The 14,901-nt window shown below is 68.4% G+C and carries 5 protein-coding genes; all 5 read left to right on the top strand.

Annotated elements, in window-relative coordinates; translation table 11 throughout:
• Nucleotides 1-188: 188 nt before the first annotated feature.
• The 5 genes from OG257_RS05640 (at nucleotide 189) to OG257_RS05620 (ending at nucleotide 14,653) form a co-directional block, all read left to right on the top strand.
• The gene (locus tag OG257_RS05640) at nucleotides 189-1,715 is read left to right on the top strand and encodes a VCBS repeat-containing protein (protein WP_329205278.1); all 1,527 of its coding nucleotides are present in this window, start codon (nucleotides 189-191) and stop codon (nucleotides 1,713-1,715) included.
• Between the two features lie 256 nt (nucleotides 1,716-1,971).
• Nucleotides 1,972-3,555 carry an FG-GAP repeat domain-containing protein gene (locus tag OG257_RS05635; protein ID WP_329205276.1) on the top strand — a complete coding sequence of 528 codons (1,584 nt, stop codon included), beginning with the start codon at nucleotides 1,972-1,974 and terminating at the stop codon, nucleotides 3,553-3,555.
• A gap of 23 nt (nucleotides 3,556-3,578) precedes the next feature.
• Entirely contained in the window at nucleotides 3,579-7,223 is a 3,645-nt protein-coding gene (locus tag OG257_RS05630; protein ID WP_329205275.1) for a LamG domain-containing protein, read from the top strand.
• A gap of 160 nt (nucleotides 7,224-7,383) precedes the next feature.
• Nucleotides 7,384-14,241, top strand: coding sequence for an RHS repeat-associated core domain-containing protein (locus tag OG257_RS05625; protein WP_329205274.1), 6,858 nt, complete (start codon nucleotides 7,384-7,386; stop codon nucleotides 14,239-14,241).
• A complete protein-coding gene (locus tag OG257_RS05620; RefSeq protein ID WP_329205272.1) occupies nucleotides 14,234-14,653 on the top strand; it encodes a hypothetical protein in 420 nt (139 codons plus the stop codon). Before OG257_RS05625 ends, OG257_RS05620 begins: the two co-directional genes overlap by 8 nt.
• Nucleotides 14,654-14,901 lie beyond the last annotated feature (248 nt).

The raw sequence follows: 14,901 nt of genomic DNA, 5'->3' as shown, positions 1-14,901 counted from the left end.
TGTGAATTGCACCCGGTCCCAGGACCGGGGGCGATGAAGCGGGGAGCTTCGTCGCGGCGTGCAACGCGGCCGGCCAGAGCGGGGGTATCAGTCAGGGGTCGCGAACGCTCGATGAGCGTCGTGCCGCAGGGGTGGGGGCTGGATCGATGGTTCTTGCAGGCAGACGGAGCGGCCGAATGGTCGGCGGGATGACGCTGGTGGCGGCATTAACACTGCTGGGCCCCCCGGCGCTGTCGGTTCCGCAGGCGGCCGCCGCCGCGGGCTGCGCCGGAGCGCAGCACGACTTCAACGGGGACGGCATTCGCGATTCGCTCATCGCCGACCCCGAGGCCACCGTCTCGGGCAAGGAACGTGCCGGGCAGATCCACGTGGTCTACGGGGGCGGCAAGGGGACGTTCGCGCTGTCGCAGGACTCCCCGAACGTCTCGGACAGCGCCGAGACCGACGACCGGTTCGGCTTCTCGTCGGCCGTCTACGACGCCAACCTCGACGGCTGCAGCGACATCGCCGTGGGCATCCCGTTCGAGGACATCAACGCGGCGGACGGGCCGGTCGAGGACGCGGGACTCGTCCACCTCATCTACGGCTCACCGACGGGCATCGCGCCCACAGGAGTCGCCACCATCGGTTTCCGGCAGGGAGCCGACGGCAGGCTGGGCGGCACCTACGAAGCGGAGGACTGGGCCGGACACGCCGTCGCCGCGGGCACATCGGCCACCGGCATTCCCTTCCTCGTGATCGGAGTGCCCGGCGCGGACAGCGACGAGGGCGTGGACACGGGGATGTTCCACCATGTCTACGGCACCGGCTACAACGTGGCCCACGTCTCGCAGGACTCGGCGGGCGTCTGGGAGGATCCCGAGCCCCATGACCGTTTCGGCGCGTCGATCGCCGCGACGGACCGTCACTTCGTCGTCGGTGCGCCCGGCGAGTCCATCGCCACGACGTCCCAGAACGTGGGGTTCGCCGGCGCGGTCGTCGTCTTCCGGCCCTCGATCAACACCGACGGCATCCCCGACCCCCTCTTCGGCATGGGCCAGGGCCGCAGCGGCAGCGCCGACACCACCGCGCAGGCCGGAGACCAGTACGGAACCTCGCTGGCGATGGCCCCCTACCGCCCCGCCGGCTCGACCACGAACAACGACTCGCTCCTCGCGGTCGGCGTCCCCGGTGAGGACCTGGCGGCCACTGTCGACGCCGGAGCCGTGCACACCTACGACATCCGGGCGGACGGAACCCTCCAGCATCTGAAGTGGATCGACCAGAACCACCCCGATGTCGAGGGGGCGGCCGAGGCCGGGGACTTCTTCGGACAGCGACTCGCCGCGGCCAACACCTCCCCGTCAGCCACGGGCACCGCGGCGACGATGCGCCTCGCGGTGGCAGCACCCGGTGAGGAGTCGACCGAGGAGTATCCGGAAGAGGGCGGCGTGCACGTTCTTCCGCTGCTCGGTGAGCCGGGCGCCGGTGACAGCTGGATCGCACCCGGCGACGGCATTCCCGCCGTGCGCGCGCCCCGCATGCTCACCGGCATGGGCCTGGGTTCGAGCCCGACGTCGCTGTACGTCGGCGTACCCTACGGTCCCGACGGGAGCAGAGCCGTCCACGCCTTCCCCTGGAACACCCCGAACGGCGGCGCACCCACGCAGAGTTGGCGCCCCGGTGAAGGTGGCATCCCGGCCGGCAGTGTTGCCTTCGGCGCGTATCTGAGCTGACCCGGACGGGCGCACGCATGCCGTGCGCACGATGCCGCGGTGGCCGGCGTACCAGCAGGACCCATCAGGCGGTGACTCCCGTGCGACCCGGGCGCCGCCCCGCCCGTCCAGGTACCGGCGTGCCCTCGCGCGCCGTCCGCACCTGCGAGCCCCGCCACATCCATGAATGCCGGCCGACGCCGTCACAAGCATGCCCGAAGACGTTTCGGGGACCTCCGGCCGACGAGCCGGAACGATCAGGGGAGGAACCATTTCCGTGACCAGTCCGATGCGCCCGCCGCGGCGCACGGCCAGAAGAAGAACAGCGCTCGCCGCAAGCGCAGTCGTCCTGACCGCATTCGCGCTGGGGTTCGGTCCGGGAGCGCCTTTCACCGCACCCGCCACCGCCCTCGCCGCCGGATGCTCGGGCGTGGACTCCGACTTCAACGGGGACGGCATCAGGGACACGGTGATCGCCGACCCCGAAGGGACGGTCAACAGTGTCCCGGGGGCCGGTCTGCTCCACATCGTCTACGGCGGTGGCAAGGGCAGCATGCAACTGTCCCAGGAGACGGCAAACGTTCCGGGGGGCGCCGAGCCCGACGACCGGTTCGGCTTCTCGTTCGCCGTCTACGACGCGGACGCCGACGGCTGCAGCGACATCGCCGTCGGCATCCCGTACGAGGACCTCGCCGTGGACGACGCCACGATCCGCGACGCGGGCCTGGTCCAGATCGTCTACGGTTCGGCGGCCGGACCCGCCGGCGGGAAGGCTGTCAAGGAGCACGCCCAGGGCTCGACCTCGTCGCTCGGCGGGGGCAGGGAGACCGGTGACTGGGTCGGATACGCCCTGGCCGGCGGCAAGACCGCGGCCGGAACCTCGTACCTGCTGATCGGCGCCCCCGGCGAAGCGCTGGGGACGGTCGAGGACGCCGGCGTCTTCTTCTACCTCTCCGCCGACGCGGCGACCGCCGTCGGCGTCAACCAGGACACGACCACCGCCGGGCCGGTGCCGGGAGAGATGGAGGTGGACGACCGGTTCGGCTCGTCGTTCGCAACCACCCCGACGCACTTCGCCGTCGGAACGCCGGGGGAGGCGATAGGCACCGTGCCGTTCGCCGGAGGTGTCGCGGTCTTCAGCCACACCCTCGTCTCCGGGCTTCCCAAGCCGCTGGTGGGCCTGGCGCAGGATCAGGACATCATCCAGGGCGCCGAGGAGGCGGGTGACGCTTTCGGCACCGCCCTCGCCATGGTCCCGTACCGGCCCTCGGGCGCCACCTCGACGACCGAGGTCCTCCTCGCCGTCGGCGTCCCGGGCGAGGACCTGTCCACGACGGTCGACGCGGGAGCCGTTCAGGTCTTCCGGGTCACGGCCTCAGGGACCTTCACGCAGGTCTACTGGCTCGACCAGAACACCGCGGACGCCGAGGAACAGACCGAGGCCGGCGACTTCTTCGGACAGCGGCTCGCCGCGGTCAACACCGCCCCGAACAGCACGGCTTCAGCCACCACCACCCGGCTGGCAGTCGGCGTGCCGGGCGAGGAGTCCGACGAAGAACACATGGAGAAGGGCGGAGTGCAGATCTTCCCGCTCGTCGGTGCGCCCGGCGCCTCCGACGCCTGGCTCGACCCCGGCTCGGGCATCCCGGTGGAACCCGCTTCCCGCCAACTCGCCGGAATGAGCCTGGGCTCCACCCCCTCCGCCCTGTACGTGGGCATGCCCTACGGGCCCGCCGCAGGCCACGCCGTCCACTCCTTCAGCTGGAACACGGCATCGGGCGGCGCACCCACCCACACCTTCAAGCCCGGTGAGGGCGGCATCCCCACGGGTGACGTCGCGTTCGGAGCCGTGGCACGTTGATGAACGACCTGGAGAACACACGCATGTCCAGACGCATACGACGCGGCCCGGTGCTGCGCGGCGCGCTCGCCGCAGTGGTGGCGGGTGCTGTGATGACCGGCGTCCTCAGCGCCCAGTCGGAGGGCCCCGCCCCCGGCGAAGCCCCCGAGCCGTCCATCGCCGCTGCCGGCAAGCCGGTTCGGACCGAGGCCGAAGCGCTGACCGTTGCCAAGAAGAGCGGCGAGAAGGTCGAGATCCTCGGCATGCGCACCTCGCGCCGGGAGATCTACGCCGAACCGAACGGCACCTTCACGGCCCGTGAGTACACCGACCCCGTCCGTACCTTCCAGGACGGTACGTGGGTCGACATCGACCGGACCCTCGTACGGCACGCAGACGGAACGGTCACGCCGAAGGCAGCGGCGGTCGCCCTGTCCTTCTCCGACGGCACGGCCGGCAAGCCGTTCGTCACCATGAACCAGGCAGGCCGCGAGATGGCCCTGACCTGGCCGTACGGGAAGCTGCCCGCTCCCGCGCTCGAGGGCGACACGGCCACGTACAAGGACGCACTGCCCGGCGTCGACCTCACGGTGCGCGCCGAGGCGGACGGCTTCGGCCACCTCCTGGTCGTCAAGACCCCCGAAGCCGCAGCCGACCCGAGGCTGGCCAGGCTCGATCTGGGCCTGAGGACCGACGGCCTCAAGGTCAAGGAGGACGCCTCCGGCGCCATCAAGGCCGAGGACGCGGCCGTCGGCGGAACCGTCTTCGAAGCCGGCAAGCCGGTGATGTGGGACTCCGCCGCGGTGAAGGAAACCGCGGCCAGGGCCCAGGGTCCCAAGGCGGTGTCGAAGGCGCTCGCCGCCGCGGCCGCCGATGCCGCACCCGCCCCGGCGGTCGCGCCGAAGGCGGCCCTCGCCGGCCCCGGCGGCGGTGGCCGGACCTCGCCGCTGGGCATCGAGGTGGGCAAGGGCAAGCTGTCCCTCGTCCCCGACCAGAAGCTGCTCCAGGGCGACGACACCGTCTTCCCGGTCGTCATCGACCCGATCCAGCGCACCACTTCGCGCACGGCGTGGACCGGCGTGATGTCCGGCATGCCGGGCGAGCAGGACTGGAAGTACTCGGGCAGTGCGGGCGTCGGCAAGTGCCCCACCGACTACAGCCCGGTGTCCTGCAACGGTGTGGGGGTACGCCGGACCCTGTTCACGATGCCCATGTCGTTCTACAAGGGCAAGCAGATCCTCGGCGCGACGTTCTCCGCACGCGTCGAGCACATCTACAGCGCCTCGCCGACCGCCGAACCGATCCGGCTCTACCGCATCGGCGGCAAGAACTACAGCATCACCTCCTCCTCCAGCTGGTCCAACACCTCGGACGACTGGACCGACCACATCGGCACCGTCGACAAGGCCATCTCGCCCACGAGCTGTTCCAGCCAGGCCAACCTGCACTTCGAGTCGGGTGCGACCGGCGAGCTGACCGCGGAGGTCAAGACCGCGGCGGCCGAGGGCTGGTCGTCCATGACGCTGGGTCTGCGGGCCGCCGACGAGTCGCGGCTGCCCGAATGGAAGCGGGTCTGCGGCAACGCCTACCTGTCCATCAGCTACAACAACCTGCCGCGGAAGATCACGACGCTCTCGCAGAACCCGGGCGGCATCTGCACCAGCGGTGCCGGCCGCCCCTTCTCCGAGGTACCGCCGCAGCTGCAGGCCGTGGCGAGCGACCCCGACCACGGCAACGGCCTGACCGACAAGGTCAAGGTCGAGTTCAAGGTGGACTGGACGGACCCGGTCACCAAGGAGGCCAAGACCTACTCCTACCTCACCCCGTCCTGGCTGGCGCCCACGTCCGGCACCAAGTTCACCCACACGGTGAAGTCGTCCATCCCGCAGAACACCGTCATCTACTGGAGCGCGCGCGCCTACGACGGTGACGGATACGGCCCCTGGAGCTACGACGGGGACACCGTGCGCTGCGAGTTCATGTACGACAAGACGCTGCCGGGCAAGCCGAACGTGCTGTCCAAGCAGTACCCGTCCGACACCGTGTACCACGACGGTGTCGGCACCTACGGCTCCTTCACCTTCGCACCGAACCCGAACGACTCGGTGCCCGACACCGACGTCGTGAAGTACCGGTACGCGTTCGACGGCACCGCGACCCCGGCCACCACGGTCAACGCCGCCACACCCGGCGGACCCGCGACCGTGAACTGGATGCCCACCCGCTCCGGACGCCACTGGGTCGACGTCATCGCCGTCGACAAGGCGGAGAACCCGAGCACCAAGGCGCACTACGAGTTCCTGGTGACCGAGGGCACCCCCGTCGCCGGCCAGTGGAACCTCGCCGACGAGCCGTCGAGCACCGAGGCCCACGACGAGACCGGAGCGTTCTCGGCCGACACGGGCACCGGCGTCACCTTCGGCGTGGAGGGCCCCGGCGGCAAGGCCGACTCGGCCGCCCGCTTCGACGGCACCGGCGCCGCGTACGCGGACGTCAACGAAACGGTGCTGGACTCCTCGAAGAGCTTCAGCGTCAGCGCCTGGGTCCGCCCGAACGGCACCCCCACGCGCGACATGGCCGTCATCAGCCAGGACGGCACCGGCGAGCCCGGCTTCACCCTCGGCTACGACCAGGTTGCGGGCACCTGGGCGTTCTCCGTCCCGGTGACCGACGTCGACACACTCGGCGAGTGGAAGGCAGTGGCCACCGGCGTCAGCGTGGTCCCCGACCAGTGGGTACTGCTGACCGGCGTCTACGACGCGACCAAGTCCGAGCTGCGCCTCTACATCAACAAGGACTCCAAGGGCACCGCATCCCGGCGCTCGCTGTGGAAGTCGTACGGGCCGCTGCAGATCGGCCGGACCACGGCCAAGAGCGGCTACCGGGACAACTTCTCCGGTGACCTCGCCGAGGTCCGTGTGTTCGACCGCGTCCTGCCCGCCGCTCAGGTGGCGGAGATGATGACGGTCAAGCCGACCCGGATGAACTACTGGCAGCTCGACGCGGCGGCCGCAGGCGCCTCCGCGGACACGGGCACAGGCCAGAAGCTGACCCTCGCGGGCAACGCCTCGATCTACAACGCGCCCACGGACCCGCTGTCGCCCGATCCGTTCCCGATGGTCGGTGCGGGCCACCTGGTGCTCGACGGTAACGGTGACTTCGCTTCGACAGCGACGGCACCGGTCACCGGTGCGTCGAGCTTCACCGTGACCGCGCGTGCCCAGCTCACCGCCTCGGACGCGACCTCGGCCCAGACGGTGTTGTCCCTTCCCGGCACGGCGGCCAACCGCGTCGCCGTCCGCTACCGGCCTGCCGACGACGCCGAATCGACGTCCAGGTGGGAGCTCGCGGTCGCCGAGTCGGACTCCGCCACGGCACCGGTGAAGTCCTTCACCGACGATCAGGCGCTTCCGGACACCGATACGGCAGGCCAGCACCTGGCCGTCGTCTACGACGCGTTCGGGAACGAGATCCGGCTGTATGTGAACGGTCAGCTCGCCGACATAGCGCACGGCACCGACGACACCCTCTGGGGCGCCAGCGGTGGTCTCCAGGTGGGCCGTTCGGCACTCGGCGGCGGCGGCGAGTACTTCGCCGGCGCGATCGACGAAGTCCGTGTCTACAGCGGTGCGGCGGACAGAACCGCGATCCAGCAGCTGGCCAACCCGATGGCGCTGCCGGACATGTGATCCCCGTAGGAGGTGTGCCGGCATCCCACGCCGGATGCCGGCACACCTCCTGCGTTCCGACCCATTCCTCTTCGACGTGTGGAGACACGTGATGCGATTTCATGGCCGGCCCCTGCGCCGGCGCATGGCCGGGCGGTTGTTCACAGCGACCGTCCTGGGCATGATCATCACCTTGGCCGGGAGTACGGTGTACGCCGTCCCGGCCGAGGACAAGGGCCGGGGCAGACCCGGTGTGCAGAACCTGGGCGACCCCCTGGAGGGGAAGAACGCCAAGGCCGGGCCACGGCCCGCGGATCCCGCGAAGAAGGCCTCGATCAAGCGGCTGGACAAGGCCACCTGGCCCGCGGGCGGCAGTGCGGAGATATCCGTCGGTGCCGCCTCGTCCCCCGCGGTGAAGGTCGGCGGGCTTCCCGTCACTGTCACGGCCGTGCCCTCGAAGGCCGCCAAGAACAAGGCCGCCAAGAACAGGACGGCCGGCACCACAACTCCACCGGCGAAGGTCGCCGTCGACGTCCTGCCCACCGAGCGGGCAGACGACCTCGGGGCCGGTGCCGTCCTGCGCGTCCGGCGTGCCGACGCGTCCGACGTCGACGGCAAGGTCCGAATCGCCGTGGACTACTCGGCCTTCGAGGAGGCCTACGGCGGTTCCTACGGCGCTCGATTGCGTCTGGTCCAGCTTCCCGCCTGCGCGGCGGTGGCCACACCGGGCAGCAAGGCCTGTCCCTCCCTCGGTACACCACTGCCCACGGTCAACGACCCGGTCGAGAACACGGCCACCGCAGAGGTCACCGCGTCCGCGGGGGAGACCGGCACCTCCTCCGCCACGTCGGCGAAGGGTATGTCGCTCGTTGCCCTGGCCGCTGCGAGCTCCTCCTCACAGGGCACCTACGGAGCAACCTCCCTGACTCCGTCGGCCAGTTGGAACGTCGCACAGTCGACGGGCGGCTTCTCCTGGTCCTACCCCATGCGTACCGTGCCGGTGGCCGGAGGTCTGGCTCCCACGGTCGGGCTCTCCTACCAGTCGCAGTCGACCGACGGGCGTACATCGGCGACCAACAACCAGGGCTCCTGGGTGGGAGAAGGATTCAGCTACGAATCCGGCTACATCGAGCGCCAGTACAAGCCCTGCACCGAGGACGGCCACGACGGGTCGGCCGAGCAGTGCTGGGCCTTCGACAACGCCACGATCATGCTCAACGGCAGTGCGTCCCAGATCATCAAGGACGACAAGACCGGCGACTGGAAGCTCGCCAACTCCGACGGTTCGAAGGTCGAGAAGCTGACCGGTGCCACCAACGGCGACGACAACGGTGAGCACTGGCGGATCACCACACCGGACAGCAAGGAGTACTACTTCGGTCTCAACCGCCTTCCGGGCTGGACCACCGGCCAGGAGGAGACCGCTTCCACCTGGACCGTCCCGGTCTTCGGTGACGACTCCGGTGACCCCTGCTACAAATCGACCTTCGCCGACGCCCACTGCAAGCAGGCCTGGCGCTGGAACCTCGACTACATCAAGGACCCGCACGACAACGTGGTGTCCCACTTCTACGCGAAGGAGGTCAACCACTACGCCCTGAACGGCAAGACGGACGTCAACGGCACCGCCTACGACCGCGGCGGATACCTGAAGCGGATCGACTACGGCCAGCGGGACACCCAGGTGTACGCGGCGAAGGCCCCGGCCCGCGTGACATTCGACGTCGGCGAACGATGCCTGCCGGACAGCGGATTCGACTGCGCGGAGAGCAAGCGCACCACGGCCAATGCCTCCCGGTGGCCGGATGTGCCCGTCGACCGGGAGTGCAAGGCATCGACGAAGTGCGGCCCCGACCAGACGTCGGCCACCTTCTTCACCACCAAGCGGCTCAAGGCCGTCATCACCCAGATACGGAAGGACGCGACGAACTACCAGGACGTCGACGCCTGGTCCTTCACCCACCAGTTCCTGGACAACGGTGACGACTCCAAGACCCTGTGGCTGTCGAAGATCGACCACGAGGGCCGGGTGGGTACCGCGGTCAAGGTGCCTTCGCTGGAACTCTTCGGCGAGCAGATGGACAACCGTGTCGATGCGGTCGGCGACAACATCGCGCCCTTCAAACGGCTCCGGCTCTCCGCGGTGCTGAGTGAGACGGGCGCGCAGTTGGACGTCAACTACGCTCCGGCGGAGTGCACCGTGCCGACCCTGCCCGAGCCGGGCCTGTCGACCAAGCGCTGTTACCCGGTCAAGTGGGCCGCGCCCGGACACATCGAACCGATCGACGACTGGTTCCACAAGTACGTCGTCGCGGAGATCGTCGAGACGGACCGCACCGGCGGCGGCGACAAGATGGTCACGCGCTACGACTACCAGGGGCCGGCCGGCTGGCGGCATTCCAAGGCCGACGGCATCACCCCGGAGAAGTTCCTGACCTGGGGCGAGTGGCAGGGCTACGGGAAGGTCAAGGTCACCAGCGGTGCCGAGGACCAGCAGCGGTCCCGCATCGACTACACCTATTTCCAGGGCCTGAACGGCGACAAGAAGCCGGGCGGCGGCACGCGCTCCGCGAGCGTCACCGACTCCACGGGCGCGGAGTACACCGACGACGAGGACTTCACCGGTTTCGAGCTCGAGACCCAGGTGTACAACGAGGGTGCGGTCACCACCAAGGTCGTCAAGAAGCCGTGGAAGCACCATGCCGCGACCCAGACCAAGGACTGGGGAACGGTCAACGCGACCCTGGTCAAGCCCCTGGTCACCCGAGGCTTCACCGCGTTGAAGGCGGGCGGCTGGCGCGAGAGCCGTTCGGAGACCGAGTACGACACGACGAACGGCACCGGGCGCGTCACGAAGGTCGAGGACCTCGGCCTGGTGGTCCCCGCCACCGCCACGCAGGCGCAGAAGGACGCCGCGGCCGAGGACGACACCTGCACGCGTACCTGGTACACGGACAACACCGACGGTACCCAGAACTTCCTGGACCGTGTGGCCCGGGTGGAGACGGTGGCGGTCGGTTGCTCCGCAACGCCGGACCGCAAGAGCCAGGTGCTGTCCGACAGCAGGTCCTACTACGACAACCTCGCGCACGGTGCGGCACCGGTCCGCGGCCTGGAGACATCCGCCGAGCGGCTGGCCTCGCACAACGGAACGACCGCCACCTACCAGCAGACGTTCAAGAACGTCTACGACACCTACGGGCGACCCACCTCGTCCACCACACCCGGGACGGGAACGACCACAACCACCTACACCATGGTCAACGGTCTGACGACGCAGACCAAGGCGACCAACAGTGCGGGCCACGCCTACACCACGGACTACGAGCCCGCCTGGGGCCAGGCCAAGGGCAAACGGGACGCGAACGGCAAGCGCACCGATGTGGCCTTCGACGGTCTCGGCAGAGTCTCCGGTGTGTGGCTGGAGGACCGCAAGAAGGCTGACAACCAGACACCGAACACCAAGTACAGCTACCTGGTTCGCAAGGACGCACCGCTGGCGATCAAGACCGAGATCGTCGAGGAAGGCGGAACGTACTCCACCGAGTACACCCTGTACGACAGCATGATGCGTGCCCGCCAGCGCCAGGCCCAAGGGCCGGGCGGCACCCGTCTGGTGGCCGACACCTTCTACGACAGCCGAGGCAAGCTCAAGACCGCGTACGACACCTACAACGCCGCCGGCGCACCGTCCGACGAGCTGCTGATCGTGCACAACGGTGAGGTCGAGTCCCAGACGCGTCACGAGTACGACGACATGGGACGCCTGACGGCTACGATCTTCGCCGTCGCGGGCGTCGAGCAGTGGCGTACCACCACCCTGCACGAGGGCGACCGCACCCATGTGGTCCCGCCGCAGGGAGGGGTCCCCACCACGTCCCTGACCGATGCCTCGGGCCAGGTGACCGAACTCCGGCAGTACCAGACCGGCAGTCCCGCGTCGTCGGGTCCCTCGTCGTACACGTCGACGAAGTACACGTACAGCCCGGCCGGTCAGCTGAAGACCGTGACCGACGCCAAGCAGAACGTCTGGTCCTTCGACTACGACCAGCGTGGGCGCAGGACGAAGACGGTCGACCCCGATGCCGGGACGATCATCACCGGCTATGACGAGGCCGACCGGACCGTATCGGTGAAGCACGAGGGCCGCGACACGACGGTCACCACCGCCTACGACGGCCTCGGCCGGGTTCTGGCGACCTACGACGGCCCGATCAGCGGTGGCAAGAAGCTCACCGAGAACCGGTACGACCGTTCCGGTGCGCTCGGCAAGCAGTACGCGTCGCTGCGTTACACCAGCGCGACCGAGTACTACGCGACCTCCGTCCAGTCCTTCGACGACCAGTACCGTCCACTGACGACCGCCTATGTCGTGCCGGCCTCCGAGGGGGCGCTGGCAGGCACGTACACGTACACGAACGCCTACAACAGGGACGGCACGGTGCAGTCCGCGGGTCTTCCCGCCGCGGGCGGACTGTCCGCCGAGGCTGTCACCTTCGGCTACGACGAACTCCAGCGGCCCGTCACGATGACGGGCCTGTCCACCTATGTCACGGACACCGTCTGGTCGGCCACCACCGAACTGCTGCAGTTGGAGCAGAACGCCGGAGGGAAGAAGGTCTGGCAGAGCTTCGACTACGAGCGCGGCACCAAGCGCGTGTCGCGGTCGACGCTGGACATCGCGGGATCGGCGAGCGGACCGGCCAAGGTCAGCGGATACAGCTACGACAAGGCCGGGAACATCCTGTCCATCGCTGACACGGGGTCGGGTGCGGTCACACCGGACGTCCAGTGCTTCCAGTACGACCAGAACAGGCGTCTGTCCGAGGCGTGGACTCCCGAGTCGAGCGCCGAGGCAGCTCAGGGGACGGGAACGGTCGGTACCACGGCACCCGTGGACGGTTCCACTCCCGCGGCCTGCTCCGCCGCCCCCGGTGCCCAGGAACTGGGCGGCCCGGCCGCTTACTGGAAGTCGTACACGAACGACGAGATCGGAAACCGGACCCAGGACGTCACGCACGACATCGGCCTGGACGCGAGCAAGGACGTCACCCGCACCTTCACCTACGGTGAGGGCCCGGCCGGACCGCACGCCGTCACCAAGGTCGTGGAGAAGTCCCCGACCGGGGAACAGCAGTCGCTCTACGGCTACGACGCCGCGGGCAACATGGACGAGCGGACCCTCGGCGGAAACACCGAGACCCTCTCCTGGGACGTGGGAGGCAAGCTGGACAAGGTCTCCCACCCGGACGACGCCACGACACCGCAGAACGAGGCGTCGGAGACCACCTACCTCTACGGTCCCAGCGGGGACCGGATCAAGCGCAAGGACACCGACGGCACCACGGTGTACCTGCCGGGGACCGAGCTCTACCTGAAGACGGGCACGTCCAAGGTCGAGGCCACACGCACCTATGCGCACGCGGGTCAGGACGTGGCTGTGCGCACCGACGACAACAAGGTCACGTTCCTCTCCGCGGATCACCACAACACGGGTGACGTGGCCGTCGACGCGGCGACCGGTGCCGTCACACAGCGGCGCTTCGACCCCTACGGCAACGCCCGGGGAGCCGAACCCGCATCGTGGCCCGGCAGCAAGGGATTCGTCGGCGGGACCATCGACGAGAGCACCGGGCTCACCCATATGGGGGCACGGGAATACGACCCGGTGCTGGGCAAGTTCATCTCCGTCGATCCGCTGATCGACTTCGGCAACGCCCAGCAGATGAACGGCTACGCCTACGCCAACAATTCACCTGTCACGTTCTCCGACCCGACCGGGGCCATTCCCGCCGAATGCTGGGAAGGGCTCATCACCTGCCATATGGGGCCCAACGGATGGGAGTTCGGCGACGCCAAGCCCCCGCCCTCGGAGGAGGAGCAGGAGGTTCAGGCGGCACAGAGCAACAGTGCCTCCGTCGATCGGGTGGTCACCCAGGTGACCGAGAAGATCATCGAAGAGGTCAAGGACATCGTAGGAATCAACGCGCTTCAGGACTGCGCGTCGAATCCATCGGTGGGCACGTGCCTGAAGGCCGCGGTGGAAGTCGGATCCCTCTTCGTCGGATCAGCGCTGAAGGCGCTGTTCAAGAGCAAGAGAATCTACAAGGCTCTCACGCTGATCGACGACCTCTACGACTCGATCAACCGCATGCGCAAGGCCGAGAAGAGGTTGGACAAGGCCAAGGACGCGCTGGAGAAATCCAAGAAGGCGAAGGCGAGGGAGAAAAAGAAAAGGAAGGACAGGGACTCGTGTGAGAACCACAGCTTCCTGCCCGGCGCGAAAGTCCTGATGGCCGATGGATCCACGAAGGAGATCAAGGAAGTCGCCCTCGGGGACAAGGTCACCGTCACCGATCCGGGCACCAGGAAGAACTCGGCACGCGAAGTCGTCCGCACCATCGTCACGGAGGACGACAAGCACTTCGTGCAGCTGACGGTCGCCACCACCGACGGGCCGTCCAGCCTCACCACGACGGTGACCCATCCCTTCTGGGTCGATTCCGAGCAGCGGTGGGTCGATGCAGGTGACATGCGGGCCGGCATGGAGCTGCTCACTCCCGCCGGCGACAGGGTCCAGCTGACGGGGCAGCGCTTCTTCGACGAGCGGCAGCGCACCCACGACCTCACCATCGCCGGTGTGCACGCCTACTACGTGGCCGCGGGTACGACTCCCGTCCTCGTGCACAACTGCGACGACATCGCGCTGGGCAAGCAGACAGTCGACGGTGACGACAGTGCCCTGGACATTTTTGCCATGGAGCGGGGGGCCACCACCTACAAGGAATGGGACGACAGCGCCTGGTGGTACCAGCACGTGAACAATTTCCTCAAGGACGGCAAGACGAACATCCACGTCAACCTCGACGGAATCGATGATCCCGTCGCGTATGCCAAACTGGGCAGTTCGCTCACGCCGGAGCCCGAGATGCAGGGGGCGACACGGTGGGAGATGTATCGGCTCAGTAAGTCGTCCGGCGCATGGAGCAGGGTGACCTGGTACCGCAAGGGGAAAAAGGTGGGGAACCCGTTTGAGTGAGGCACAGAACTCCGGGAAGAAGGTCCTCTGGTCGAGTCCGCTGACCTTCCAGCTGTGGCTCTACGGCATCGGGCACTCCCAACTGCTCATCCGTAGCCTGTCGGGCCAGGGCCAGGACGCGGAGCCGATCGGTATCCGGTTCGAGGCGGTGGAGCGGATGAACATCGGCCGCACGTTTCGTGGTCTCAGTCTGGAGTCGGCCGACGACGCCCTTCTGGAGGAGATCGCGGCCACGGGCTACCTCCGGCCGCGACCGAATCCGCTGCTGGCGCTCGCGCTGCGCAGTGAGGACGCCGTGAGCTGGGTCGTCTGCTCGAAGGTGGCGGTCGGGGTGTCCGACTTCGTCGACGGGAAAGCCGGATTCTCCCTCGAACCGGTGCACTTCGCCGCGCGGGCGAGGAGACCGGACTGACCTGATCCAGCGAACACGACGCGGAGGACCGCCTTTCACGAGGCGGTCCTCTTCGGTTTTCCCGCCGTCACACATCGACGCCTCGGACGCCGAAGAGGCGGGCTCTCGGCCGTATCGTCCCCTGCGGGCCTCGGAATTCAAGGAGTGGCAGGCGCACGGTTCTGGCGGCGCCCCGCCGTGGTGTGTCAGTTCGACTGCGGCATAACCGGTCGGGTGCGGCGCCCGACATATTCGGCCACCCATGCGAC

Origin of the sequence: Streptomyces sp. NBC_00683 (assembly GCF_036226745.1) — a bacterium.
GTDB lineage: Bacteria > Actinomycetota > Actinomycetes > Streptomycetales > Streptomycetaceae > Streptomyces.
Note: the sequence above shows the minus strand (reverse complement) of the source record. Positions and strands in the feature narration are given on the sequence as shown.

Bases quoted from the DNA above. Each gene is read 5' to 3' on its own strand.
- OG257_RS05640 (WP_329205278.1), top strand. From the start codon at position 189: ATGACGCTGGTGGCGGCATTAACACTGCTGGGCCCCCCGGCGCTGTCG.
- OG257_RS05630 (WP_329205275.1), top strand. From the start codon at position 3,579: ATGTCCAGACGCATACGACGCGGCCCGGTGCTGCGCGGCGCGCTCGCC.
- OG257_RS05625 (WP_329205274.1), top strand. From the start codon at position 7,384: ATGATCATCACCTTGGCCGGGAGTACGGTGTACGCCGTCCCGGCCGAG.